At 69.7% G+C, this 25,041-nt stretch carries 22 protein-coding genes; 16 read left to right on the top strand and 6 right to left on the bottom strand.

The genetic code is table 11. The features are described from left to right. Nucleotides 1-7: 7 nt before the first annotated feature. From nuoF to RM788_RS22690, 10 genes are read left to right on the top strand one after another with little or no spacing between them, the layout of a single operon-like run. Complete coding sequence (gene nuoF, locus RM788_RS22735; RefSeq protein ID WP_315933761.1) at nt 8-1,285, top strand: NADH-quinone oxidoreductase subunit NuoF; 1,278 nt, start codon at nt 8-10, stop codon at nt 1,283-1,285. Continuing rightward, complete coding sequence (locus RM788_RS22730; RefSeq protein ID WP_315933760.1) at nt 1,285-3,726, top strand: NADH-quinone oxidoreductase subunit G; 2,442 nt, start codon at nt 1,285-1,287, stop codon at nt 3,724-3,726. Before nuoF ends, RM788_RS22730 begins: the two co-directional genes overlap by 1 nt. Beyond that, the gene (nuoH, locus tag RM788_RS22725; RefSeq protein WP_315933759.1) at nt 3,723-5,024 is read left to right on the top strand and encodes an NADH-quinone oxidoreductase subunit NuoH; all 1,302 of its coding nucleotides are present in this window, start codon (nt 3,723-3,725) and stop codon (nt 5,022-5,024) included. Before RM788_RS22730 ends, nuoH begins: the two co-directional genes overlap by 4 nt. After that, nucleotides 5,011-5,538, top strand: coding sequence for an NADH-quinone oxidoreductase subunit NuoI (gene nuoI / locus RM788_RS22720; RefSeq protein ID WP_315933758.1), 528 nt, complete (start codon nt 5,011-5,013; stop codon nt 5,536-5,538). Before nuoH ends, nuoI begins: the two co-directional genes overlap by 14 nt. 26 nt (nt 5,539-5,564) lie before the next feature. Next, a complete protein-coding gene (locus tag RM788_RS22715; RefSeq protein WP_399345061.1) occupies nt 5,565-6,416 on the top strand; it encodes an NADH-quinone oxidoreductase subunit J in 852 nt (283 codons plus the stop codon). Further along, nucleotides 6,413-6,712, top strand: a complete 300-nt coding sequence (gene nuoK, locus RM788_RS22710) for an NADH-quinone oxidoreductase subunit NuoK (RefSeq protein WP_106187055.1) — start codon at nt 6,413-6,415, stop codon at nt 6,710-6,712. The genes RM788_RS22715 and nuoK overlap by 4 nt, the downstream gene beginning before the upstream one ends. Nucleotides 6,713-6,722: 10 nt before the next feature. Then, entirely contained in the window at nt 6,723-8,660 is a 1,938-nt protein-coding gene (gene nuoL, locus RM788_RS22705; RefSeq protein ID WP_315933757.1) for an NADH-quinone oxidoreductase subunit L, read from the top strand. Beyond that, on the top strand, nt 8,657-10,222 hold the full coding sequence (locus tag RM788_RS22700; RefSeq protein ID WP_315933756.1) for an NADH-quinone oxidoreductase subunit M: 1,566 nt from the start codon (nt 8,657-8,659) through the stop codon (nt 10,220-10,222). Before nuoL ends, RM788_RS22700 begins: the two co-directional genes overlap by 4 nt. A gap of 1 nt (nt 10,223) precedes the next feature. Next, nucleotides 10,224-11,789 (top strand): NADH-quinone oxidoreductase subunit NuoN, encoded by a 1,566-nt coding sequence (gene nuoN, locus RM788_RS22695; RefSeq protein WP_315933755.1) that lies wholly within the window; start codon nt 10,224-10,226, stop codon nt 11,787-11,789. 19 nt (nt 11,790-11,808) lie between these two features. Further along, the gene (locus RM788_RS22690) at nt 11,809-12,816 is read left to right on the top strand and encodes a polyprenyl synthetase family protein (RefSeq protein WP_399344454.1); all 1,008 of its coding nucleotides are present in this window, start codon (nt 11,809-11,811) and stop codon (nt 12,814-12,816) included. 24 nt (nt 12,817-12,840) lie between these two features. Here RM788_RS22690 and rarD read toward each other — a convergent pair whose 3' ends face one another. Then, entirely contained in the window at nt 12,841-13,788 is a 948-nt protein-coding gene (rarD, locus tag RM788_RS22685; protein ID WP_315933754.1) for an EamA family transporter RarD, read from the bottom strand. 209 nt (nt 13,789-13,997) lie between these two features. On the opposite strand from rarD, the gene RM788_RS22680 reads away from it, so the two are divergent. Then, nucleotides 13,998-16,574 (top strand): sunset domain-containing protein, encoded by a 2,577-nt coding sequence (locus RM788_RS22680; protein ID WP_315933753.1) that lies wholly within the window; start codon nt 13,998-14,000, stop codon nt 16,572-16,574. 84 nt (nt 16,575-16,658) lie between these two features. Here RM788_RS22680 and RM788_RS22675 read toward each other — a convergent pair whose 3' ends face one another. The 4 genes from RM788_RS22675 to RM788_RS22660 form a co-directional block, all read right to left on the bottom strand. Then, entirely contained in the window at nt 16,659-17,729 is a 1,071-nt protein-coding gene (locus tag RM788_RS22675) for a 2-oxoacid:ferredoxin oxidoreductase subunit beta (protein ID WP_315933752.1), read from the bottom strand. Then, the gene (locus RM788_RS22670; protein WP_315933751.1) at nt 17,726-19,615 is read right to left on the bottom strand and encodes a 2-oxoacid:acceptor oxidoreductase subunit alpha; all 1,890 of its coding nucleotides are present in this window, start codon (nt 19,613-19,615) and stop codon (nt 17,726-17,728) included. The genes RM788_RS22675 and RM788_RS22670 overlap by 4 nt, the downstream gene beginning before the upstream one ends. A 262-nt stretch (nt 19,616-19,877) precedes the next feature. Then, complete coding sequence (locus RM788_RS22665) at nt 19,878-20,630, bottom strand: enoyl-CoA hydratase (RefSeq protein ID WP_315933750.1); 753 nt, start codon at nt 20,628-20,630, stop codon at nt 19,878-19,880. A 24-nt stretch (nt 20,631-20,654) separates the two neighbouring features. Further along, entirely contained in the window at nt 20,655-21,104 is a 450-nt protein-coding gene (locus tag RM788_RS22660; protein WP_399344448.1) for an Lrp/AsnC family transcriptional regulator, read from the bottom strand. A 66-nt stretch (nt 21,105-21,170) separates the two neighbouring features. On the opposite strand from RM788_RS22660, the gene ddaH reads away from it, so the two are divergent. The 3 genes from ddaH (at nt 21,171) to RM788_RS22645 (ending at nt 23,537) form a co-directional block, all read left to right on the top strand. Beyond that, the gene (ddaH, locus tag RM788_RS22655; RefSeq protein WP_399344446.1) at nt 21,171-22,061 is read left to right on the top strand and encodes a dimethylargininase; all 891 of its coding nucleotides are present in this window, start codon (nt 21,171-21,173) and stop codon (nt 22,059-22,061) included. Nucleotides 22,062-22,522: 461 nt separating this feature from the next. Further along, a complete protein-coding gene (locus RM788_RS22650) occupies nt 22,523-23,104 on the top strand; it encodes a hypothetical protein (RefSeq protein ID WP_315933748.1) in 582 nt (193 codons plus the stop codon). A gap of 16 nt (nt 23,105-23,120) precedes the next feature. Further along, on the top strand, nt 23,121-23,537 hold the full coding sequence (locus RM788_RS22645; protein WP_315933747.1) for a roadblock/LC7 domain-containing protein: 417 nt from the start codon (nt 23,121-23,123) through the stop codon (nt 23,535-23,537). Here the strand turns inward: RM788_RS22645 and RM788_RS22640 are convergent. After that, the gene (locus tag RM788_RS22640; protein WP_315933746.1) at nt 23,534-23,668 is read right to left on the bottom strand and encodes a hypothetical protein; all 135 of its coding nucleotides are present in this window, start codon (nt 23,666-23,668) and stop codon (nt 23,534-23,536) included. The genes RM788_RS22645 and RM788_RS22640 overlap by 4 nt on opposite strands. Here RM788_RS22640 and RM788_RS22635 point away from each other — a divergent pair. Next, a complete protein-coding gene (locus RM788_RS22635; RefSeq protein WP_315933745.1) occupies nt 23,661-24,032 on the top strand; it encodes a hypothetical protein in 372 nt (123 codons plus the stop codon). The genes RM788_RS22640 and RM788_RS22635 overlap by 8 nt on opposite strands. Nucleotides 24,033-24,361: 329 nt before the next feature. Continuing rightward, nucleotides 24,362-25,021: a DUF4232 domain-containing protein gene (locus tag RM788_RS22630; protein ID WP_315933744.1), complete on the top strand. Its 660-nt coding sequence runs from the start codon at nt 24,362-24,364 to the stop codon at nt 25,019-25,021. The last annotated feature ends 20 nt before the right edge of the window (nt 25,022-25,041 follow it).

Below are 25,041 nucleotides of genomic sequence, written 5' to 3'. Positions count from 1 at the left end.
AGGCGTCATGGTGGACAACCTGACCCCCGTGCTCACGAAGCGCTGGCTGTCGCCGCGCTCGTGGACGCTGAAGACCTACGAGCAGCTGGAGGGCTACACCGCGCTGCGCAAGGCCCTCGGCGCGCACCCGGACCAGATCATCCAGCAGTGCAAGGACTCCGGCCTGCGCGGCCGGGGCGGCGCGGGCTTCCCCACGGGCATGAAGTGGGGCTTCATCCCGCAGGGCGACGGCAAGCCGCACTACCTCGTCATCAACGCCGACGAGGGCGAGCCGGGCACCTGCAAGGACATCCCGCTGATGATGGCGGACCCGCACTCCCTCATCGAGGGCATCATCATCACCTCGTACGCGATCCGGGCGAACTTCGCCGCGATCTACGTGCGCGGCGAGGCCCTGCACTGCATCCGCAGGCTCGACGGCGCGGTCAAGGAGGCGTACGCCGCCGGGTACCTGGGCAAGGACGTCCTGGGCACCGGCTTCGACCTCGACGTCGTCGTGCACGCCGGAGCGGGCGCGTACATCTGCGGCGAGGAGACGGCGCTGCTCGACTCGCTGGAGGGCAAGCGCGGCCAGCCGAGGCTGAAGCCGCCGTTCCCCGCGACCGCCGGGCTCTACGCGTCGCCGACCGTGGTGAACAACGTCGAGACCATCGCCAGCGTGCCGTTCATCGTCAACGGCGGCAGCGACTGGTTCCGCACCATGGGGCGCGAGCGCTCGCCCGGCCCGAAGATCTACTCGCTGTCCGGCCACGTCACGCGGCCCGGCCAGTACGAGGCACCGATGGGCACCACGCTGCGCGAGCTGCTGGAGCTGGCCGGTGGCATGAAGGACGGCGTCCCGCTGAAGTTCTGGACGCCCGGTGGCTCGTCCACCCCGCTGTTCACCGCGGACCACCTCGACGTGCCGCTGGACTTCGAGGGCGCCGCCGAGGCCGGTTCCATGCTCGGCACCACGGCGTTGCAGCTGTTCAACGAGACCGTGTCGGTCCCGTGGGCGGTCATGAAGTGGACCGAGTTCTACAAGCACGAGTCGTGCGGCAAGTGCACTCCCTGCCGCGAGGGCACGTACTGGCTGGTCCAGATCCTCCAGCGGATGGTGGCGGGCAACGGCACGGCGAGCGACATCGACACGTTGCTCGACGTCTGCGACAACATCCTCGGCCGCTCGTTCTGCGCGCTGGGCGACGGTGCGGTCAGCCCGATCACCAGTGGCATCAAGTACTTCAAGGACGAGTTCCTCGCCCTGTGCGACAAGAACTCCGCTGTGTTGGCAGGAGCCCACTGATGACTTTGGCACCGGAGAAGAGCGAGGTCGCGGTCCCCGAGGGCCACGTCAAGCTCGTGATCGACGGCTTCGAGGTCGTCGCCCCCAAGGGTGAGCTGCTGATCCGCACGGCCGAGCGCCTCGGCATCGTCGTGCCGCGGTTCTGCGACCACCCGCTGCTGGAGCCCGCGGGCGCCTGCCGCCAGTGCCTCGTCGAGGTCGAGATGGGCGGTCGGCCGATGCCGAAGCCCCAGGCCTCGTGCACGATGACGGTCGCCGACGGCATGGTCGTGAAGACCCAGCTGACCTCGCCGGTCGCGGACAAGGCGCAGGCGGGTGTGATGGAGCTGCTGCTCATCAACCACCCGCTGGACTGCCCGATCTGCGACAAGGGCGGCGAGTGCCCGCTGCAGAACCAGGCCCTCAAGCACGGCCGCTCGGACTCGCGCTTCCACGAGCACAAGCGGACGTTCCCGAAGCCCCTGCCGATCTCCACGCAGGTGCTGCTGGACCGCGAGCGCTGCGTGCTCTGCCAGCGCTGCACCCGGTTCTCCGCGCAGATCGCGGGCGACCCGTTCATCGAACTGCTCGAGCGCGGCTCGCAGCAGCAGATCGGTGTGGCCGAGGGCAAGCCGTTCCAGTCGTACTTCTCGGGCAACACCATCCAGATCTGCCCGGTCGGCGCGCTCACGTCGGCGGCCTACCGCTTCCGGGCCCGCCCGTTCGACCTCATCTCCACCCCGAGCGTCTGCGAGCACTGCTCGTCGGGTTGCGCCGAGCGCACCGACTGGCGGCGCGGCAAGGTGCAGCGCAAGCTCGCGGGCGACGACCCCGAGGTCAACGAGGAGTGGATCTGCGACAAGGGCCGCTTCGCGTTCCGCTACGCCACCGCCGAGGACCGCTTCCTGCGTCCGCAGGTGCGCGACAAGGAGACCGGCGAGCTGCGCGAGACCTCGTGGACCGAGGCGCTCCAGGTGGCGGCGACCGGCCTCGCGACGGCGCGTGACGCCAAGGGCGTCGGGGTGCTCACCGGCGGTCGCCTGACCGTCGAGGACGCCTACGCCTACGCGAAGTTCGCCCGCGTGGCGCTCAAGACCAACGACATCGACTTCCGGGCCCGCGCGCACTCGGCCGAGGAGTTGGAGTTCCTCACCAGCACCGTCCTCGGCACGACGCCGGACAACGGCGGCGTGACGTTCAAGGCCATCGAGGCCGCGCCCGCCGTGCTGTGCGTCGCCTTCGAGCCGGAGGAGGAAGCGCCGATCGTCTTCCTGCGGCTGCGCAAGGCCGCCCGCAAGAAGACCAAGGTGTTCCACCTCGGCCAGTTCACCTCGCCCGCGGTGGAGAAGACCTTCGGCACGCTGCTCGCGTGCGTTCCCGGCGGCGAGCCCGCCGCGCTGAACGGTCTAGAGGAGCACGCCGCCGACGTCACGGAAGCCCTGCGGGGCAGCGGTTCCGTCATCCTCGTCGGCGAGCGCGCCGCCGAGGTGCCCGGCCTGTTCTCCGCGGTGGCCCGACTGGCCGCCTCCACCGGAGCCCAGGTCGCCTGGATCCCGCGCCGCGCCGGTGAGCGCGGTGCGCTCGAGGTCGGCGCCGTGCCGAACCTGCTGCCCGGCGGCAGGCTCGTCAGCGACGCCGCCGCGCGCGCCGAGGTCGAGAACGCCTGGGGCCTGGTGGCGGGCACGCTGCCGACCCGCGCGGGCCGCGACACCAACGGCATCCTGGTCGCCGCCGCGAGCGGCGCCCTCGACGCGCTGGTCGTGGCGGGCGTCGACCCGTTCGACCTGCCCGACCCCGGCCTCGCCCAGCGGGCGCTGGAGTTCGCGGGCTTCGTGGTCTCCCTGGAACTGCGCCCGAGCGCGGCGACCGCCCACGCGGACGTCGTCCTCCCGATCGCCCCGGCGGTCGAGAAGTCGGGCAGCTTCCTGAACTGGGAGGGCCGCCGCCGCGACTTCGGCACCACCCTCGAGGGCACCGGCGCGCTGCCCGACTGCCGGGTGCTCGACACCCTGGCCGTCGAGATGGACGCCGACCTGTTCACCCAGACCCCCGCCGCGGCGGCCGCGGACCTCGATCGCCTGGGGTCCAACGTGGCCGAGTTCTCCGCGCCGACGGTGTCCGCGCCGCTGCTCGTGCAGCCCAAGGAGGGCCAGGCGGTCCTGGCCACCTGGCGCCGGATGCTGGACAACGGCTCGTTGCAGGACGAGGAGCCGAACCTGGCGGGCACCGCCCGGCCGGTGGTCGCCAAGGTCTCCGCGGCCACCGCGGTCCACCTCGGCCTCGAACTGGGCGCCGACATCACCGTGTCGACCGAGCGCGGGTCGGTGACCCTGCCCGTCGAGGTCGCGGACCTGCCGGACGGCGTCGTCTGGCTGCCCGGCAACTCGGGCCCGGTCACCGTGCGCCGCAACCTGGTCGCGGGTCACGGCTCGCTCGTAGCGGTAGCTGGAGGAAAGGCATGACAACCGCCGAACTTCTCGCGGACGACCCGATCTGGCTGATCCTGATCAAGGTCGTCGGGATCTTCGCGTTCCTCGTGGTCATGACGCTGTTCATGATCAACTGGGAGCGCAAGGTCGTCGCGCGGATGCAGCAGCGCCCCGGCCCCAACCGGGTCGGTCCCAACGGCTGGCTCCAGTCGCTGGCGGACGGCCTGAAGCTGGCGTTCAAGGAGGACATCCGCCCGGTCCTCGCGGACAAGTGGGTGTTCTTCCTCGCGCCGGTGATCTCCTGCATCCCCGCGTTCGTCGCCTTCTCGGTCATCCCGATCGGCGGTGAGGTCAGCATCTTCGGCGAGCGCACCGCGCTCCAGCTGGTCGACCTCCCGGTCGGCGTGCTCGTGGTGCTGGCCTGCTCCTCGGTCGGCGTCTACGGCATCGTGCTCTCCGGCTGGGCCTCCGGCTCGCCCTACCCGCTGCTGGGCGCGCTGCGCTCGGCGGCGCAGGTGATCTCCTACGAGATCGCGATGGGCCTGTCGATCGTCGGCGTCGTGATGTTCTCGCACTCCATGTCCACTTCGGACATCGTGAAGGCGCAGGGGAACCTCTGGTTCGTGGTGCTGCTCTTCCCGAGCTTCGCGATCTACGTGATCTCGATGGTCGGCGAGACCAACCGCGCGCCCTTCGACCTCCCCGAGGCCGAGTCCGAGCTGGTCGGCGGTTTCCACACCGAGTACAGCTCGCTGAAGTTCGCGCTGTTCTTCCTCGCCGAGTACGTGAACATGGTGACGGTCTCCGCGCTCGCCTCGACGCTCTTCCTCGGCGGGTACCAGACGCCGTTCGGGCTCCAGCACCTGTGGTCCGGCTTCGACAACGGGTGGTTCGGCCTCGTCTGGTTCGTCGGCAAGACGCTGTTCTTCCTGTTCCTCTTCATCTGGCTGCGCGGCACGCTGCCCCGCATGCGCTACGACCAGTTCATGCGGCTGGGCTGGAAGGTCCTCGTCCCGATCAGCCTCGTGTGGATCGTGGCCGTGGCGCTGGTGCGCGCGCTGAACAACTCCGGTGACTTCAGCCAGCAGCAGTTCCTGATCATCCTCGGCGTCGTGCTCGGCGTGCTGGTGCTGCTCTCGCTGCTGCTGCCGGACCGCAAGGTCGAGGAGGACCCGAACGCGGTCCCGATCACCGGTGGCGGCTACCCGGTGCCGCCGCTCGACCTGGAAGTGCCGAAGGCACCCACCCGTCGTACCCCAGTTGTCGCGAACATCCCTCGGGAACCCGTCGCGGTAACCGCATCGAAGGAGGCCAGCGATGGGGATGTTTGATCCCATCAAGGGCTTCGGCGTGACCTTCTCGACGATGTTCAAGAAGGTCGTCACCGAGGAGTACCCCGAGGTCAAGAAGGTCACAGCGCCGAGGTTCCACGGCCGCCACCAGCTCAACCGGCACCCGGACGGGCTGGAGAAGTGCGTCGGCTGCGAGCTGTGCGCGTGGGCCTGCCCCGCGGACGCGATCTTCGTCGAGGGCGGCGACAACACCGACGACGCGCGCTACTCGCCCGGTGAGCGGTTCGGCGCCGACTACCAGATCAACTACCTGCGCTGCATCGGCTGCGGCCTCTGCATCGAGGCCTGCCCGACCCGTTCGCTCACCATGACGAACGAGTACGAGCTGGCCGACGACAGCAGGCAGAAGCTGATCTTCACGAAGGAAGACCTGCTCGCCCCGCTGCTGCCCGGCATGGAGCAGCCGCCGCACCCGATGCGGTTGGGCGACCACGAGCAGGACTACTACGTGAACGGGCCGGCGCTCCTCCGCGACGCGGAGGCCGGCAAGTGAGCCTTCTCCTCCTGGCGCAGGACTTCCTGGCCGCCGCGCAGCCCGCCGCCGATCCCGCCACTCCCGTGGCCGACACCATCGGCACCGGCGAGACGGTCGCCTTCTGGATCCTCGGGCCGCTCTCGCTCGCGGGCGCGCTCGGCATGCTGTTCGCCCGCAACGCGGTGCACTCCGCGCTGTGGCTGGTGCTGACGATGCTCAGCCTCGGTGTCATCTACATGGTCCAGCAGGCGCCGTTCCTCGGCTTCGTGCAGATCATCGTGTACACCGGCGCGATCATGATGCTGTTCCTCTTCGTGCTAATGCTCGTGGGCAGGGACAGCTCGGACTCGATCGTCGAGGTGCTGCGCGGGCAACGGCTCGCCGCCGCGGTGCTCGGCGTCGGCTTCGCCGGACTGGTCGTCAGCTCGCTCGCGCAGGCGTTCACCAGGGTCGACTCGGTGGGCCTCGCCGCGGTGAACTCGTCGGGCGGCGGCAACGTGGCCAACATCGGCGCGGCGCTGTTCACCCAGTACCTGTTCGTCTTCGAGCTCACGTCGGCGCTGCTGATCACCGCCGCCGTCGGCGCGATGGTCCTGGCGTACTCCGACCGGCACGGCAAGGGCGAGAAGAAGACCCAGAAGGAACTGGTCGAGGAGCGCTTCAAGGGCGACCGCCCCGGCTCCCTGCCCGGCCCCGGTGTCTTCGCCACGGCGAACTCCGTGGCCACCCCCGCGCTGCTGCCCGACGGCTCGGTCGCCCAGGAGTCGCTGTCCGCGCTCATCGAGGCGACCACCAAGGAGCACCTCGCCGACGACGTCGCCGACGTGTCCGACACCGGCCGCAGGCCCGACGCGCGCGCGCTCACCGGCTCCGCGTCGAAGGAGGGGACGGAATGACCCCGACGTACTACCTGCTGCTGTCCGCGCTGCTGTTCAGCCTCGGCGCGGTCGGCGTTCTGGTGCGGCGCAACGCCATCGTCGTGTTCATGTGCGTCGAGCTGATGCTCAACGCGGTGAACCTCACCCTCGTCACGTTCTCCCGGATGCACGGGGAGCTCGACGGCCAGGTGATGGGCTTCTTCGTGATGGTCGTCGCCGCCGCCGAGGTCGTGGTTGGCCTGACGATCATCATGTCGATCTTCCGCACGCGTCGCTCGGCCTCGGTCGACGATTCCAACCTGCTGAAGTACTGAGAGGTCACCGGTGACGGAATCAGTTGCCGCCAGCGGGCTCGCGAGTCTCGCCTGGCTGTTGCTCGCCCTGCCGGCGTTCGGCGCGGCCGTGCTGCTGCTGGCGGGCAAGCGGGCCGACAAGTGGGGCCACCTGCTGGGCAGCGCCACGGTCATCGCGGCGTTCGCCTACGGGCTCGCGCTCTTCTTCACCACCCTCGGCCAGGGCGCCGAGGAGCGGACGAGCGAGCTCCACCTGTTCGACTGGATCCCGGTCGGCGCCCTGGACGTCGAGTTCGGCCTGCGGATCGACCCGCTGTCGCTGACGTTCGTGCTGCTGATCACCGGTGTCGGGTCCCTGATCCACATCTACTCGATCGGCTACATGGCGCACGAGGACGGCAGGCGGAAGTTCTTCGCCTACCTGAACCTCTTCGTCTCCGCGATGCTGCTCCTGGTCCTGGGCAACGGGTTCGTGACGCTGTACTTCGGCTGGGAGGGCGTGGGCCTCGCGTCCTACCTGCTCATCGGCTGGTACCAGTACAAGCCGGAAGCGGCCTCTGCGGCCAAGAAGGCGTTCCTGATGAACCGGGTCGGCGACCTGGGTCTCGCGATCGCGATCTTCATCATGTTCAAGGAGCTGGGCACCACCACGTACACCGAGGTGTTCGGGCGGGTCGACGAGCTGTCGTCCGGCACGATCCTGGCGATCACGCTGCTGCTCCTGCTCGGCGCCTGCGGCAAGTCGGGCCAGTTCCCGCTCCAGGCCTGGCTGCCGGACGCCATGGCGGGTCCGACGCCGGTCTCGGCGCTGATCCACGCGGCGACGATGGTGACCGCGGGCGTGTACCTGATCGCCCGCTCGCACCCGCTGTACGACCTCAGCCCGGACGGCCGACTGGTCGTCATGATCATCGGTGCGGTCACGCTGCTGATCGGTTGCCTCATCGGCATGGCGTACGACGACTTCAAGAAGGTCCTCGCCTACTCGACGGTCAGCCAGATCGGCTACATGATCCTCGCCGTCGGCCTCGGCCCGGTGGGCTACGCGCTGGGCATCCTGCACCTGATCGCGCACGGCTTCTTCAAGGCCGGGCTGTTCCTCGGCGCCGGTTCGGTCATGCACGGCATGAACGACGAGGGCAACATCCACCGCATGGGCGGGCTCGCGAAGTACATGCCCATCACGTTCGCGACGTGGGGCCTTGGCTACCTGGCGCTGATCGGCATCCCGCCGTTCTCCGGCTTCTTCTCCAAGGACGCCATCATCGCGGCGGCCTTCGGCGAGCCGGGCTGGCGCGGGTACGTGTTCGGCGGGATCGCCCTGCTGGGCGCCGCGCTGACCGCGTTCTACATGACGCGCCTGCTGATCCTGGTCTTCCTCGGCAAGCCGCGCTGGAAGGAGCTCAAGACCTCTTTGGACGGTCGCGAGTACCACCCGCACGAATCGCCGCTGTCGATGACCGTCCCGATGATCATCCTGGCCGTCGGCTCCATCGGCGCGGGCTGGTTCCTCGAGAGCGGCGAGCGGCTCGCGGGCTGGCTCGAGCCGTCCGTTGGCCCGCTCCAGGAGACCCACGGCGTCATCGACCACACGATGGTGGCCATCCTGAGCGTCGCGCTCTCCCTGGTCGGCGTCGGTGTCGCCTTCCTGCTCTTCGGCCGCAAGCCGCAGCCGACCGAGCGCCCGCTGCGCGTGTCCTTCCCGGTCCGCGCCGCGCGCGCCGACCTGTACGGCAACGCGCTCAACGAGGCGCTGTTCGCGCGGCCGGGCACCTGGCTCACCCGCGCGCTGGTGTTCGTGGACAACAAGGGCGTCGACGGTCTCGTCAACGGGACCGCCGCGCTGCTCGGCGGCAGCTCCGGCCGGTTGCGCCGTCTCCAGACCGGTTTCGTGCGCTCGTACGCGCTCTCCATGCTCCTGGGCGCGATCTGCGTGCTGGGCGCGCTTCTGATGGTGAGGTTCTCGTGAGCTGGACGCTGATCGCGCTGCTCCTGCTGCCGCTGGTCGGCAGCCTGGTGGTGGCCTTCCTGAAGGGGAACGACCGGATCGCGAAGTTCGTCGCGCTCGGGTTCTCCCTCGGGGAACTCGCACTGGCGGTCGTCGCCTGGGTGGCGTACGACCCGTCGTCGAGCGCCCGGCTGCAACTCACCAGCTCGGCCGACTGGATCCCGAGCTTCGGGGTGCACCTGTCGTTCGGCGTCGACGGCATCGCGCTGGTCATGATCGCGCTGATCGCCTTCCTGATGCCGATCGTCATCGGCGGCGCCTGGTCGGACAAGCTGCCCGAGGGCCGCAGCGCCAGCGGGTTCTTCGCGCTCCTGCTGGCCATGCAGACCGGCATGATCGGCGTGTTCGCCGCGACCGACGTGTTCCTGTTCTACGTGTTCTTCGAGGCCGTCCTCGTCCCGATGTACTTCCTGATCGGCCGCTTCGGCGGCCCGAACCGGCAGTACGCGGCGATGAAGTTCTTCCTCTACTCGCTGCTCGGCGGGCTGATCATGCTCGCGTCGGTGATCGGCCTCTACGCCACCAGCGCGGACAAGCTCGGCCAGGGCACGCTCGACTGGGCCACGCTCGTCACGGTCATGAAGGACGCGCCGACGTCGACCCAGATCTGGCTGTTCCTCGGGTTCTTCATCGCCTTCGCGATCAAGGCCCCGCTGGTGCCGCTGCACACCTGGCTGCCCGACGCGGGCGCCGAGGCGCCCGTCGGCGCGGGCGTGCTGCTCGTCGGCGTCCTGGACAAGATCGGCACGTTCGGCTTCCTGCGCTACTGCCTGCCGCTGTTCCCTGCGGCCAGCAAGCAGCTCGCGCCGCTCGTGCTCGTGCTCGCGGTCGTCGGCATCATCTACGGCTCGCTGCTCGCGGTCGGCCAGACGGACATGAAGCGGTTCGTCGCCTACACCTCGATCGCGCACTTCGGGTTCATCACGCTCGGCATCTTCGCGTTCAGCAGCCAGGCCGGTACGGGCTCGGTGCTGTACATGGTCAACCACGGCATCTCGACCGGCATGCTGTTCCTGGTCGTGGGCATGGTGATGTCGCGCGGCGGCTCCCGCCTGATCCAGGACTACGGCGGCATGGCGAAGCTGACCCCGGTGCTGGGCGGCCTGTTCTTCGTGGCGGGCCTGTCGTCGCTGGCGCTGCCGGGCACCAACTCGTTCGTGAGCGAGTTCCTGGTCCTCATCGGCTCCTACCCCAACCAGCCGGTGTTCACCATCATCTCCACGGTCGGCATGGTGCTCGCCGCCCTGTACGTGCTGTGGGTCTACCAGCGGGTCTTCCAGGGCCCCGTGCGCGGGACCGCGCTGCTGAACGTGGCGGCGGGCCCCGGTACCGCGACCGACCCCGAGCGCTCCGGGATCAAGGACCTGAACCGGCGGGAGATCGCCGTGCTGGCGCCCCTGGTGGCGCTGGTCCTCCTGCTCGGGTTCTACCCCAAGCCGGTGTTGGACGTGATCTCCCCGTCGATCGGGGCGACGTTGAGCGAGGTCGGCGTGACCGACCCGGTCGCGCAGGAAGGCAAGTGACGTGACGTTCCTCGCCCAGGTTGAGCTGATCAAGCCGCCGGAGATCGAGTACAGCGCGATCGCGCCAGTGCTGATCGTGCTCGGCGCCGCGTGCGTCAGCGTGTTGTTCGAAGCCTTCCTGCCCAAGCACCAGCGGTGGGCGGCGCAGGTCGTGCTGACCATGCTGACCCTCATCGGCGCCGGTACCGCGCTCGGCTTCTACGCGAGCGCCGACACCACCACCGCGCAGGGCATCACCACGCTCGCCGGCGCGATCGCCGTCGACCGCCCGGTGATCTTCCTGTGGGTCACGCTGCTGGTGCTCGGCTTCGGCTCGATCCTGCTGATCGCCGACCGGTCGGTCGAGCCGGGCGGGGCGTTCGTCGCCGACGCCGCGGTCCGCCCCGGCACGGTCCAGGACCGCGCGCAGGCCACCCGCACCGGCATGCAGACCGAGGTCTTCCCGCTGACGCTGTTCGCGCTCTCCGGGATGATGGTGTTCGTCGCGGCGAACGACCTGCTGACGATGTTCATCGCCCTCGAGGTGCTGTCGCTGCCGCTGTACCTGATGTGCGGGCTCGCCCGCCGTCGCCGCCTGCTCTCGCAGGAGGCGGCCGTCAAGTACTTCCTGCTCGGCGCGTTCGCGTCGGCGTTCTTCCTCTACGGCCTCGCGCTGCTCTACGGCTACGCGGGCTCCGTGAAGCTGGCCGACATCGCGACCGCCACGGCGGGCAGCGACAAGTCCGACACGCTGCTGTTCGCGGGCTTCGGCCTGCTGGTGGTGGGCCTGCTGTTCAAGGCCTCCGTCGGCCCGTTCCACGCGTGGACCCCGGACGTCTACCAGGGCGCTCCGACCCCGATCACCGCGTTCATGGCGGCGTGCACGAAGGTCGCGGCCTTCGGCGGCATCCTGCGCGTGCTGACGGTGGCGTTCGAGCGGACCAACTGGGAGTGGCGGGGCGTCCTGTGGGGCGTCGCCGTGGCCTCGATGGTCATCGGCGCCGTGCTCGGCCTCACCCAGACCGACGTGAAGCGCATGGTCGCGTACTCCTCGGTGGCGCACGCGGGCTTCCTGCTGATCGGCTCGATCTCGCTGACCGAGCAGGGCCTGTCCGGCACGCTGTTCTACCTGCTGGCCTACGGCTTCACCACGATCGCGGTGTTCGGCGTGATCAGCCTGGTCCGCAACGCCGAGGGCGAGGCGACGCACCTGTCCCAGTGGGCCGGGCTCGCGAAGCGGTCGCCGGTGCTGGCGGGCGTCTTCACGTTCCTGCTCCTGGCACTCGCGGGCATCCCCCTGACGAGTGGATTCATCGGCAAGTTCGTGGTGTTCTCGGCGGCCATCCAGGACGGTCTCGCACCGCTCGTGGTGGTCGCGCTGGTGGCCAGCGCGGTAGCGGCGTTCTTCTACCTGCGGGTCATCGTCCTCATGTACTTCAGCGAGCCCGCCGCCGACGGCCCGACGGTCACCGTGCCCGGCGCGTTCACCACGATCGCGATCACCATCGGTGCCGCCGTCACCCTCGTCCTGGGTGTGTGGCCCTCCTTCGCCCTCGATTGGGCGGGGGCAGGCGGCTTCATCTTCTAGTGGTACGTAGGCTTCAAGGGTGACCAGTAGCGAGCGGGTGGGGACGGGGTTCCAGTTCGTCGACCCTGTGTTGGCGGAGGTGGTGCAGGCTGGCCTCGCCGAGGTGGAAGAAGTTCTGCGGAAGGTCGTGCGGAGCGACTTCCACCCGGTGATGCAGACATCGCTGCACCTGGTGGACGCGGGCGGCAAGCGGATTCGCCCGCTGTTCACCCTGCTCGCGGCCCAGTTCACCGGTACCTGGAACCGGGAGAACGTCATCAAGGCGGCCGCGGTCGTCGAGCTGACGCACCTCGCGACGCTCTACCACGACGACGTGATGGACGAGGCGACCATGCGGCGGGGCGCGGCCAGCGCCAACGCCAAGTGGGACAACAGCATCGCCATCCTGACCGGCGACTACCTGTTCGCGCACGCGTCGGCGCTCACCGCCGACCTGGGCGTGGTGGCGGCGCGGATCATCGCCGAGACGTTCAGCGAGCTGGTCACCGGCCAGATGCGCGAGACGATGGGGCCCCGCGAGGGCGAGGACCCCGTCGAGCACTACCTCAAGACCGTCAAGGAGAAGACCGGGTCGCTCATCGCGACCGCGGCGCGCTTCGGCGCGATGTTCTCCGGCATGACCGACGAGCAGACCGACTCGGTGCGCGCCTACGGCGACGTGATCGGGGCGGCGTTCCAGATCTCCGACGACGTGATCGACATCGAGTCGCCGACGGAGCAGTCGGGCAAGACGCCCGGCACGGACCTCCGCGAGGGCGTGAAGACGCTCCCGATGCTGTACGCGCTCGCCGAGCCCGGCGCCGAGGGCAGCAGGCTCGGCAGGCTGCTGTCCGGGCCGATCAGCGACGACGCCGAGGTCGAGGAGGCGCTTGAGCTGCTGCGCTCGTCGTCCGGCCTGGTCAAGGCCCGGCGGACCCTCGACGAGTACGTCGACGAGGCCCGTGCCGCGCTGGGCAAGCTGCCCGCGTGCCCGGCGCGGGACGCGATGGAGTCGCTCAGCGAGTACGTGGTGGCCCGCTCGCACTAGACGTCGCGGTGCCGCTGGGGTTGCTCAGCGGCACTCGGGCGCGAGTTCGGCGGCCTCGCGGCGAGCCCTGCGGCCGCCGCGGGCCGCGTCGACGGTGAAGACCGCGAGCGCCACCCAGACCAGGCCGAAGCCGAGCCAGCGGACCGGCGTCATGGCCTCGTGCTTCACGAACACGCCCCAGGCGAACTGGAGGATCGGCGCCAGGTACTGGAGCATCCCCAGCGTGACGAGGGTGACCTTGCGGGCCGCCGCCCCGAACAGCATCAGCGGGATCGCGGTCACCAGACCGGCCGACGCCAGCAGCAGGGCGTGGCCGACGCCGTGGTCGGTGAACGTGCCCCCGCCCGTGACCTCCAGCCAGACGAGGTAGCCGATCGCCACGGGCGCCAGCACGAGGCTCTCGCCGGTCAGGCTCGTCGTGGAGTCCAGCGGCACGGTCTTCTTGATCAGCCCGTACACGCCGAACGAGCAGGCCAGCGTCAACGAGATCAGCGGCAGCCTGCCGTAGTCGAAGGCCAGCACCGCCACCGCCAGCACCGCGATGCCCAGCGCGGCCACCTGCGGCAGGCGCAGGCGTTCGCGCAGCACCAGCACCCCGAGCAGGACGCTGACCAGCGGGTTCATGAAGTAGCCGAGCGAGGCCTCGACGACGTGCGAGCTGTTGACGGCGTAGATGTAGACGCCCCAGTTGACCGCGATCAGCACCGAGGCGCACGAGACCATCAGCCAGCCCTTGGCGGACAGGCGGCGCAGCGCGCCCCACTGGCCGAGGACCAGCGTGATCCCGGCCATCACCACCAGCGACCACGCGATCCGGTGGGCCAGGGTCTCGACCGAGGAGGCGGGGAGCAGGAGCGGCCAGTACGCGGGGACCACGCCCCACAGCACGTAGGCGCTGACTCCGTAGGCGACCCCCCGATCGGGACGGTGAACTTCCACCAAGGTGTCGGCGGGGTTGGTCAGCGGTGGCACCTGTCGCACTCTACGCCGTGACGCGATCCGTTTGACCTGGTCAGTTGCGCCCGATGACCTATTATCGACACATCCGTTCGCCAGTGGGCGGCCAACCGAGCCCGACCACCGGGTCAGGGTAGTTTGGCACCGCTTCCACTACCGGGTGAACGTCCCGCCGTGTGGAGCGCGTCGGGTGTGACAGGACTTGCCAGTTGGAGGAACTTCCAGTGGTGTCGCTCTTCGGGCAGGTCTGGCTGTGGAGCCTGCTGTCCTTCGTGGCCGGTGTGCTGGTCACCTGGCTAGTTCAGGTTCGACCGGCCAGGACGCAGATCGCGGAGCTGGAGGAGAGGCTCGGCGGCGCGAGGCAGGCGCGGCCGCAGCAGCCCCCGCCCCGACCGGTGTCCTCGCCGATGGGCGACGACGAGTTCGACAACTGGCACGTCGGCGCGCGTGCGCAGACCGGCGACCCGTCGGGCGCCGAACCGCCGCACGCCCCGGAGCGGCACTGGCCCTCGGGTCCCGCCGCGGAGGTGCCGCGCCCTTACGAGCCGCCGCGGTCCTACGAGCCGCCGCGCCCCGCGGAACTCCCGCGACCGGCCGAGCCGCCGCGTCCGCCGGAGGTCTCCGCCCTGCCCGCGCCCCGCACCCCGCCGCCCCGCCCCGCCGAGGCGCCGAGGCAGAACGACGACGTCCCGCCGTTCGTGCCGGTCGGCTCGTTCGGCCAGGAGCCGGAGGCCGCGCCCGAGCCGGAGCCGGAACACGACTACGACGAGCTGCCCCCGGCGCTGACCAGGCTCCCCGAGTCGGCCGAGCCCTTCCGCATCTCCGAGCCCGTCGAGGTGCCGGAGGAGGAGAAGCCGCGCAGCCTGTTCCAGCGGCTGGAGTCCGAGGTCCAGGCCGAGCCGGTGCCGCCGCGCCCGTCCGAGGAGACCACCGTCTTCCGGCGGGAGGACCTCGACCAGCTGCCCGACCTCCCCGAGGCCCCCGCGGCCCGCGCGCAGGTCCCGGCGCCCGCCGAGGTCGCGCCGTCGCGGCCGGAGCCCACCGCGCCTCCCGAGGTGGAGGAGTGGCACCCGCGCGAGGTGTGGCGCGAGGAGGAAGAGGAGCCGGTCGTCGAGGCTTCGCCCGAGCCGGTCGACGAGCGCGAGGAGGACTTCGCCGCCGACGACTGGGCCCGGACCTCCGACGAGGTCGAGGCCCCGGAGGCCGCCGCTGACGTCGAGCACGACGAGCACGACGAGCACGACGAGCACGACGGCACCGGGGACGCCGCCGTCGACGACGACTCGGATTCGGAGGACGCGGCTGTCGCGCGGTCCGTCGAGGACGAGCCCGTGGACGGTTCGGACGACGCGGACGGTTCGAGCGCCGAGGTCGTCGAGGACGAGCCCGTCGAGGAGGCCGCGGCCGAGGTCGAGGAGCCCGAGGCGGAGACGACTCCCGTTCCGCCGGAGGACGCCGCCGAGGAGACCTCGGTCATCCCCGCCTCCGAGATGCGGCAGGCCTTCGCCGAGGCCGACGCCCGCAAGGCCGCCGAGAACGCCCGGCCCGACCCCCGTCAGCAGCAGGTCCGCCAGCCCGAACCCCGCAGGCCCGAGGCCGGTTGGCCGGGGATCCGGCAGCCCGACGTCCGTCGGCCCGAGCCCGGCAGGCCCGAGGTCAGGCAGCCCGAGGCCCGTCCGGCGGAGGTCCGCCGTCCGGAGCCCGCACCGCGAGCGGACGCGAACGACGACGCCCGCCAGCCGTGGCCCGAGCACAGCCTCACCGGCCAGTTCCCGATCATCACCCCGGACGACATCGCGTCCAGCACGGGCCAGCTCGGCCTCGGGTCGAACGACCCGGACAACGTGCGGGACGACCCGGACGAGCCGGTCGTCGAGCCTGCCGTCGAGCCGGTGGCCGAGGAGGCCGCGGAGGAGGTCGTGGAGTCGCCGGTCCAAGAGCCGGTGGCCCCCGCGGCCGTCGCCCGACCCCCGGCACCGCCCGCGCGGCCGTCGACTCCCGCGGTCCAGACCCCTGTGGCCCCGGCCCCCGCAGCCCAGACCCCCGTGGCCCGGACCCCTGCGGCCCCGACTCCCGCGGCCCCGACTCCCGAGGCCCCGACCCCAGCCCCGATCGCGGCGGACCCGACCCCGGAAGCTCCGGCAGCCCCCACCCCCGCAACCCCGGCCCCCGCAACTCCGACTCCGGTGGCCCCCGCCGCCGCGGCAGCTGCGGCAACTTCCGCAGCAACCTCCGCGGCGGCCAAGCCGAGGTCGCTGTTCGAGCCCATCCAGGGCGAGTCGGACGACGACCCGCAGCCCGCCGAGACCGTGCGCCAGCTGCCGCCGTCGGACGACCAGCCGTTCGTGCCGACCCTCGCGCCGAGCCTGCTGGCGCGCGGTGCCGGCGGGCTGCCGCAACGTCCGCAGCGCCCCGCGGGCGGCCCGCCGCCCATGACGTCACCGCCGCTGCTGGCGCCCCAGCAGTCCACGCCCCCTCCGCCGCCCCCGGCGAAGCCGTTGCGGCCCCGCCCGGTGGGCTTCAGCCCCTCCACGGGCGGTCGTCCGGACAGCGGCCCGCCCCCGGCGGCGCCGCGCTACCAGCAGACCGAGGGCTTCAACCCGCGCTCGCCGTTCGGGCCGGGTTCGGTGCTGCCCAAGTCGGACGGCCACGCGCCCGCGCCGGACTTCGCGGTCAAGGCGACGCTGACCGGCCGCCGCTACTACACGCCCGACGCCTCCACGTTCAACGGCACCAGGGCCGACGTGTGGTTCCGCACCGAGGCCGACGCGCAGAAGGCGGGCTTCCGCCCGGCCCAGTAGCACCCCCGGAACGACGAAGGCCCCCTCCGCACTCAGCGGAGGGGGCCTTCCCGGTCTTGCGGGGAGCGAGGCGGTCAGAGCACCTCAGTCGCCCAGCACGGTCCAGGTGTCCTTGCCGTGCAGCAGCGCCGCGAGGTTCGCGGGCTTGGCGGCCTTGGCCTTCTCGACCTGGTCGCGCGCCGCGTCGTCGTAGGTGGTGCGCTTGACGTTGCGGAACACGCCCGTGACGGTGTGCGAGAGGTCCTGGGCGGACAGCCGGGACAGCGCGAACGCGTACGACGGGTCCTCCAGCGTGGCGTCGTGCACGACCACGCTCTCCATGCCGACCTCGGAGATCTTCGCGACCTCCAGGCCCGCGAAGCCAGACCGGACCACGCCGTACTCGCCGTCCACGCCGAACGTGATCGGCTTGCCGTGCTCCAGGTTGATGATCCGGCGCTTGGCGTCGTCGGCGTCCTTGAGCACGTCGAACGCGCCGTCGTTGAAGATCGGGCAGTTCTGGTAGATCTCCACCAGCGCGGACCCGCGGTGCTCGGCGGCCTGCCGCAGCACCTCGGTGAGGCCCTTCTTGTCCGAGTCCAGCGCCCGGCCGACGAAGCTGGCCTCCGCGCCCAGTGCCAGCGACACCGGGTTGAACGGGTGGTCCAGCGAACCGGCGGGCGTCGACTTGGTGATCTTGCCGGTCTCCGACGTGGGGGAGTACTGCCCCTTGGTCAGGCCGTAGATCCGGTTGTTGAACAGCAGGATCTTGAGGTTCACGTTGCGCCGCAACGTGTGGATCAGGTGGTTGCCGCCGATCGACAGCGCGTCGCCGTCACCGGTCACGACCCACACCGACAGGTCCGGCCGCGACACGGCGAGACCGGTCGCGATGGCGGGCGCGCGGCCGTGGATCGAGTGCATCCCGTAGGTGTTCATGTAGTACGGGAAGCGGCTGGAGCAGCCGATGCCCGACACGAACACGATGTTCTCGCGCTTGAGGCCGAGCGAGGGCAGGAACGACTGGACGGCGTTGAGGACGATGTAGTCCCCGCAGCCGGGGCACCAGCGGACCTCCTGGTCCGACTTGTAGTCCTTGGCCTTCTGCGGCTCGTCGGTGGTGGGGACCCCCGCGAGCCCGCCCAGTTCGGGCAGCCCCAGATCGATCGTCGTCACGCTTCGACCCCCTTGATCACGTCGGCGAGCACGTCCTGCAGCTCTTCCGCCTTGAACGGCAGGCCCTGGACCTTCGTGTAGCTCATGATGTCGACGAGGTACTTCGCCCTCAGGAGCAACGCCAGCTGCCCCAGGTTCATTTCCGGCGCGATCACCTTGTCGTAGCGCGCGAGCACGTCACCCAGGTTCTTCGGGAAGGGGTTGAGGTGCCTCAGGTGCACGTGCGCCACCGGCAGGCCCAGCTTGCGCACGCGGCGGGCCGCGGCGCCGATCGGGCCGTAGGAGGAACCCCAACCGACCACGAGCACCTTCGCGTCGCCGGTCGGGTCGTCCACGACCGCGTCCGGCACCTCGATGCCGTCGATCTTGGCCTGGCGCAGCCGCACCATCCGGTCGTGGTTCTCCGGCTCGTAGGAGATGTTGCCGGTGTTCTCGGCCTTCTCCAGTCCGCCGATGCGGTGCTGAAGGCCGGGAGTGCCGGGGATCGCCCATGGCCGGGCCAGCGTCTCCGGGTCGCGCACGTAGGGCCAGAACTCGCCGGACCCGTCGGTGGCGTTCGGCTCGGTGGCGAACTCCACCTTCATGTCGGGCAGGTCCTCGACGTCCGGGATCATCCAGGGCTCGGAGCCGTTCGCGATCGCGCCGTCGGACAGCAGCAGCACCGGCGTCCGGTAGGTGAGCGCGATCCGCACCGCGTCCATGGCCGCGTCGAAGCAGTCCGACGGGGACCGCGGCGACACGATCGGCACCGGCGACTCGCCGTTGCGGCCGAACATCGCCTGGAGCAGGTCGGACTGCTCGGTCTTGGTCGGCAGACCCGTCGACGGGCCGCCGCGCTGCACGTCGATGATGAGCAGCGGCAGCTCGGTCATCACCGCGAGGCCGATGGTCTCCGACTTCAGCGCGATACCGGGGCCCGACGTCGACGTCACGCCGAGCGCGCCGCCGTAGGAGGCGCCCAGCGCCGCGCCGATGCCCGCGATCTCGTCCTCGGCCTGCAGCGTCGTGATGCCGAAGTTCTTGTGCTTGCTCAGCTCGTGCAGGATGTCCGACGCCGGCGTGATGGGGTACGTGCCCAGCACGATCGGCAGCCCGGACTGCTGGCCCGCCGCGACCAGGCCGTACGCCAGCGCCGTGTTGCCGGTGATCTGGCGGTAGGTGCCGGTGTTCAGCTTCGCCGGGGCGACCTCGTAGGTCACCGCGAACGACTCGGTCGTCTCGCCGTAGTAGTAGCCCGCGCGGAACGCGAGCACGTTGGCCTCGGCGATGTCCGGCTTCTTCGCGAACTTCTCGCGCAGGAACCGCTCGGTGCCCTCGGTCGGCCGGTGGTACATCCACGAGAGCAGGCCCAGCGCGAACATGTTCTTCGCGCGCTCGGCGTCCTTCTTGCCGAGCCCGGTCTTCTCCAGCGCGCCGATCGTGATGGTCGCCATGGCGACCTCGTGCACCTGGAAGTCCGCGAGCGACTCGTCCTCCAGCGGGTTGGCCGCGTAGCCGACCTTGACGAGGTTGCGCTTGTTGAACTCGTCCGTGTTGACGATCAGGATCCCGCCCTTGGGCAGGTCCATGATGTTCGCCTTGAGCGCCGCCGGGTTCATCGCCACGAGCACGTCGGGGCGGTCGCCGGGGGTGAGGATGTCGTAGTCCGCGAAGTGCAGCTGGAACGACGACACGCCGGGCAGGGTGCCTTGGGGCGCCCTGATCTCGGCGGGGAAGTTGGGCTGTGTGGCCAGGTCGTTGCCGAAGGCGGCGGCCTCGGAGGTGAATCGGTCACCGGTGAGCTGCATGCCGTCACCGGAGTCCCCGGCGAACCGGATCACCACTCGATCCAGCTTGCGTGTTTCGGGGGCTCCAGGCTGTGAGCCATTACCCAGGTCGGTAGTCATCTCCTACGCCGATCCCTCTCTTCGTGGACAGGCCGAGCTGTTGTCCCGCATGACTTGTGCAGTTGCGAGAGTAGTCGTTTGTGCTAAAGCAACGGTGTCCCGCGTGCCACCAGGCGGGAACCCCTGTCCCGCCGACCGCGCGGAGCCGCGATCCGACGGTAAGCACCCGGACACCCCGCTCCCGGCAAAGGCGGTGCAGGTCACAGGCGGTTCACCCGGCTGACGTACCAAGAGTAACCGTTACTCGCGGTTACAGGAGAATTTAGGGGCGCGCGCTGATCCTGGACTTGAGCGCCGCCAGCTTCGCCGCGAACTCCGGGGTGCCGATCGACGCGACCTGCGGACCGAGCTCGGCGGTCACCGCCTCGGCGTGGTCGTCCAGGTCGGCGGTGGTGCGCATGGTGGCCTTGATCGTCCGGACGAGGTCGCGCGGACCGTCCGCGGCGGCCTTCGCCAGTTCACGGGCGGCGCCCACGACATCATCACCCGTTCGGGCGTGGGCCAGTCCAGTTCGAACGGCCTCGTCGGCGTCCACGACCTGGCCGAACAGGGTCATCGTGGTGGCCGTCTGCGGCCCCACCAGCCGTTGCAGCATCCACGTCATGCCGCCGCCGGGGTGGATCCCGAGCTGGAGGAACCGCGCGTCGAACCTCGCTTTTGGTCCGGCGAGGCGCACGTCGCACGCCAGCGCCAGGTTCAGCCCGGCGCCCACGGCGGCCCCGTTGACGGCGGCGATCGTCGGCAGCGAGCAGCCCGCGACGGCCAGGAATCCGGCGTAGATGCGCCGCAGCCCCTCCTCCTTGGCCTCGCCGAGCGCGGTCAGGTCGGCCCCCGCGCAGAACGCGGGCGCAGCCCCGGTCACCACCACCGCGTGGACTTCGGGATCCCGCTCGCACGTCGCCACGGCGTCGACCAGTTGGTCCGACAGCTCCACCGTCAGTGCGTTGCGGCGTTCGGGATCCCGAACCGTGACGACCGCGATCCGGTCCGAACGCTCCAGCGACACCTCGGCCATGGCCCCGACTCTACGGAGCCGGCCCTACGGGGCCGGTGGCCGGTCGAGGAGGCGGGACAGCACGACGGTCGACACGGTCCGGTCGATGATCTCGATGGCCCGCAGCCGTTCGAGCGCGGTCTCCAGGTGGTGGATGCTCGCCGCCCGCAGGTGCACGATCGCGTCGGCGGCCCCCGACACGGTGTAGGCGGCCATCACCTCCGCCATCGGCTCCAGCCGGTTCTGGATGTCGCTGGGCGACACGTTGCCCCGGCAGTGCACCTCCACGAACGCCTCGGTGCCCCAGCCGAGCTGCTCGGGGTCGACCACCGCCGTGAAACCGCGCAGCACCCCCGTGTCCAGCAGCTTGTCCACCCGCCGCTTCACCGCGGGCGCGGACAGCCCCACCACGTTCCCGATCTCCGCGTAGCTCGATCGGGCGTTGGCCATGAGGCACGAAATGATTCGATGGTCGATTGAGTCCACACGCAACATAATGCCCTAAAAGACGCAATATTGTGGCGTTGTTCGAGGGTCAGCCGGCCATCTACATTTCGATCCATGACCTCGGTATCCATTCTGGGCCCCGGCGACGAGCCGTTCGTTCTCGACCTCGGCGCACCCGCCGCGCCCGTGCGCGTGCCGACCACCCGCAGGTACCTCATGTGCCCGCCGGAGCACTTCGCGGTGGAGTACGCGATCAACCCCTGGATGGACCCGACCCAGCCGATCAGTTCCGAGCTGGCCATGGCCCAGTGGACCGCCCTGAAGGACGCCTACGAGCGCCTGGGGCACAAGGTCGAGGTCATCGCGCCCCAGCCCGGCCTGCCCGACATGGTCTTCGCCGCCAACTCCGGCACCGTCATCGACGGCCGCGTGCTGGGCTCCAGGTTCCGCGCCGAGCAGCGCGCCGCCGAGGCCGACCACTTCCGGCGCTGGTTCCAGACCAACGGCTACCACGGCGTCGTCATGCCGGAGCGCACCAACGAGGCCGAGGGCGACTTCGCCTGGACCGGCACCCTCCTGCTCGCGGGCACCGGCTTCCGCACCGACCCGGCCGCCCACGCCGAAGCCCAGGAGATCCTCGGCGTCCCCGTCGTCTCCCTGCAACTGGTCGACCCCCGCTACTACCACCTCGACGTGGCCCTGGTCGTCCTCGACGACCAGTCCCCGAACCCCCTCGTCGCCTACTACCCGGAGGCCTTCTCGGAGGGCTCCCAGCACGTCCTCCGCCGCCTCTTCCCCGACGCCGTCATCGCCACCGGGACCGACGCCGCCTGCCTCGGCCTCAACGCGGTCTCCGACGGCCGCCACGTCCTCCTCCCCGTCGAAGCCACCGCTCTCGCCGACCGCCTCACCGTCCGCGGCTTCGAACCCGTGTTCGTCGACATCTCGGAACTCCGCAAATCCGGCGGCGGCCCGAAGTGCTGCACGATGGAACTTCGGGGCTGACAACCTCGTTATCACCACCTTTCGCAGTTGTCGGCCAAAGGTGAACGGCGTTTTGGCCAGTGCGAATGATGCCGTGCGGTCTCAACTGATTCACAACCTGTGAAAACAGGTTCGATTCTCCTCATCTCCACGCGAAGGCCCCGGCAAGTCGCTCCCGACTTGCCGGGGCCTTCGCGTGTTTCCTGCACGAACTGGAATTTTTCACTCGATCAGGTGATGGTTGTCCTGGGTGGGCGGTGTCGAAGGGTAAGAAGTAACCCCGACGGCCGCCCTTTCGATAAGAGTTGAGTACCCGATTAGGTGATCAGTTCGCCGGTACCCCTCTGCAGTTCCCATCCAACACGGAGTAACCCCTGATACCCGAGGATCGAGCCGCGTTCGACGTTCTCGTGTCCGCATTGCTGCGGTGCGGCGTCGATCGAGTCACCGGCGCGTTGTGCGTTACCGGCAATGCGGGCGGGGTGTTCCACCTGCGTGGCGGCATGGTGGTCGCGGTGGAAAGCCCCGGCTCGCCGGTGGCGGTCATGCAGGACGGCGCGTTCGCCGTCGCGGTGGGCGAGGTCGAAAGGTGTTTCGTCGATGAATCCACTGATTGGCCTCTGCCGCCCGTGCACGCGGGCGTCGCCTCGAACTCGCTGCTGTCGGGAACGGCACGCCGGCTGGACGTGCTCGCCTCGCTCCCGTTCCCCCTGTCGCCCTACCGGGACCGGGTGGTGGCCGTCCCCGGAGCGGAGTCGGCCGCCTTGACCGCGCGACGACGGGAGATCGTCGCGCACGCCACCGGGAGGCGCACGGCGCGGGACCTGGCCTTCGTGCTCGGGCGGGGTCTCTACCCGGTCACCGTCGAGATCTCCCTGATGCTCGGTGGCGGACTGCTGGAGATCGCCCCGCCTGGAACGTCATTCGGCTTCTCGAACTGGGGGCTGACATCGCTACGCCCTCGGGCGGCGGCGACGCGGACCGCTGGTCGCGGTTCCGACCAGGCGGGTTCGTTGCCCGTTCGCCGCCGGGGGGAATCAGGCAGGCGTTCCGGAATCGTCTGAGGCCTTCGGAGGTGGAATGTTCGTCTTGAGCGGTACGGCTTTTCCGATCCAGGAGTGGAGCGAATTGGACTACGACGCCCTGGGTGTCGAAATTCGGAAGCTCCGGGAAAACGTCGCCGGAGTGACCGACACGGTGTTGGCCGCGTCGGATGGGATTCCCATCCTCGCCGACGTGGCCAAGGACGTCGAACCCGCGCACATCTCCGCGTTGGGCGCCTCCGCACTCGGAATCGCACGCCAGTCGGCGGAGGTGATCGGTCTGGGCGTGCTCAACCAGACCGTGGTGTTCGGCGGTGACGGTTACATGGCCGTTTACGCCATCGGCAGGCTGTCGCTGCTGGTCGTGATCGGGGACAAGGGGCTGAACCTCGGTCGTCTTCTCCACGAGTCCAGGCCCGTGATCGAACGGGTCGGCGCGATCCTGGCCCCCTAGCGCATGTCCACGCCCGGCTCGTCGCTTTCGTCGAAGATCTTTTCCGCATGGAGACGTGTCCGAATGCGACCGAGCGCGGCCGCGTCTTCCCAACCGCCAGTCGACACAGAGAAGTGGAGTTCGATGAACATCGATATCGCGTTGAAAGAGGCCATGTCCATTCCCGGCGCCGTCGGCGTCGCGCTGGTCGACTACGACAGCGGGATGTCGCTCGGCACGAGCGGCGGAGGCGACTGGCTGAACCTGGAGATCGCGGCGGCCGGGAACACCGATGTCGTCCGGTCGAAGCTCCGGGTGATGGCGGCGCTCGGCCTCAACGACAGCATCGAGGACATCCTGATCACGCTGCACCGCCAGTACCACCTGATCCGGCTGATGGGGGGCGTGAAGGCCAGGGGATCGCTGTTCCTGTACCTGGTGCTGGAAAGAGAGGCCTCGAACCTCGCGATGGCCCGCCACCAGCTCAGGCGCATCGAGTCCGAGTTGCAGGTCTGAGCGTCTCGACTGGAGCGCCAGCAGCGGCTCACGGAAAACTCATCAAATGGGAAAGGCCCTCGGCGGGATCCACGCCGAGGGCCTTTCCTGTTCGCCCATCCAGACTGGTCAACGGTGCAAAGCCGCAGGTCGGAGCGCATCCGATCGGCGCGACAGCCGGGAGGTGAAATCGAAGAAGAAGGGGTGAATCGGAGGCTCGGACGATCAACGGGACTTGAGGTTGCCGCTGTGTGATCTGGTTCACATGAGAGCATCCTATTCGGTTATCGCGCATCCTTACCAATGCAAGATGCGAACAACGCAAAACAATTCACGGGGAGTCGGGAACAATGCGCAAGAACAACAGTCGGGTCATCCGCGGTGCCGCCACCATCGCTGTCCTCGCCGCGTTCGGCACGTTGAGCGCCTGCTCCGTCAGCCACACCGGGACGCCGGCGGTCGGCGGCGAGGTCACGCCGTCCTCCTCGGCCGCGAAGCAGGCCGAGACCACCGGCGGGGGCACCAGGGTCACCGGGGGCGCCGACGCGTTGCGGGCCAACGGCAGCAAGCCGTCCGGTGAGCAGTTCTGCGCCACCGCGCTGGTCGAACTCGGTGCGGACTTCCCCGTCGAGGGTGCGAACGACCAGTTCAACGTCCCGATCATGCTGACCAACGACTCGACCGTCCGCTGCACGATCCAGGGCTTCCCCGGTGTCCAGTTCCAGAAGGACAACGGCGAGTCCTGGGACCTCGTGCGCGGTGACGACCCGATCAAGCCGGTCAGCCTCGCGCCCGGTCAGGCCACCGGCGCCACCCTGGTCTTCCTGAGCTCGAAGGTCCAGGAGGGCACGTCGCACTGGACTCCCGACTCGATCCTGATCACGCCGCCCAACACGTCCGACACCCAGCGCCTCACGTGGGATTTCGGCACGATCGTGCGCCAGGACGCCGCCACCCATCCCGGCACCTACGTCCGCGCGGTCGACGCCGTCGACTACAGCGACAAGTGACCCGTGGAACCGCGTGACCG

It is taken from the genome of Umezawaea sp. Da 62-37 (assembly GCF_032460545.1).
GTDB lineage: Bacteria > Actinomycetota > Actinomycetes > Mycobacteriales > Pseudonocardiaceae > Umezawaea.
Note: the sequence above shows the minus strand (reverse complement) of the source record. Positions and strands in the feature narration are given on the sequence as shown.

What these genes read in the sequence shown, in the direction of transcription:
- RM788_RS22670 (WP_315933751.1), bottom strand. Translation starts at nt 19,615, where the DNA reads ATGACTACCGACCTGGGTAATGGCTCACAGCCTGGAGCCCCCGAAACA.
- RM788_RS22730 (WP_315933760.1), top strand. Translation starts at nt 1,285, where the DNA reads ATGACTTTGGCACCGGAGAAGAGCGAGGTCGCGGTCCCCGAGGGCCAC.
- RM788_RS22635 (WP_315933745.1), top strand. Translation starts at nt 23,661, where the DNA reads ATGAACATCGATATCGCGTTGAAAGAGGCCATGTCCATTCCCGGCGCC.
- ddaH (WP_399344446.1), top strand. Translation starts at nt 21,171, where the DNA reads ATGACCTCGGTATCCATTCTGGGCCCCGGCGACGAGCCGTTCGTTCTC.
- nuoI (WP_315933758.1), top strand. Translation starts at nt 5,011, where the DNA reads ATGGGGATGTTTGATCCCATCAAGGGCTTCGGCGTGACCTTCTCGACG.
- RM788_RS22665 (WP_315933750.1), bottom strand. Translation starts at nt 20,630, where the DNA reads ATGGCCGAGGTGTCGCTGGAGCGTTCGGACCGGATCGCGGTCGTCACG.
- nuoF (WP_315933761.1), top strand. Translation starts at nt 8, where the DNA reads ATGGTGGACAACCTGACCCCCGTGCTCACGAAGCGCTGGCTGTCGCCG.
- RM788_RS22660 (WP_399344448.1), bottom strand. Translation starts at nt 21,104, where the DNA reads ATGTTGCGTGTGGACTCAATCGACCATCGAATCATTTCGTGCCTCATG.
- RM788_RS22645 (WP_315933747.1), top strand. Translation starts at nt 23,121, where the DNA reads ATGTTCGTCTTGAGCGGTACGGCTTTTCCGATCCAGGAGTGGAGCGAA.
- nuoK (WP_106187055.1), top strand. Translation starts at nt 6,413, where the DNA reads ATGACCCCGACGTACTACCTGCTGCTGTCCGCGCTGCTGTTCAGCCTC.
- RM788_RS22640 (WP_315933746.1), bottom strand. Translation starts at nt 23,668, where the DNA reads ATGTTCATCGAACTCCACTTCTCTGTGTCGACTGGCGGTTGGGAAGAC.
- RM788_RS22630 (WP_315933744.1), top strand. Translation starts at nt 24,362, where the DNA reads ATGCGCAAGAACAACAGTCGGGTCATCCGCGGTGCCGCCACCATCGCT.
- nuoH (WP_315933759.1), top strand. Translation starts at nt 3,723, where the DNA reads ATGACAACCGCCGAACTTCTCGCGGACGACCCGATCTGGCTGATCCTG.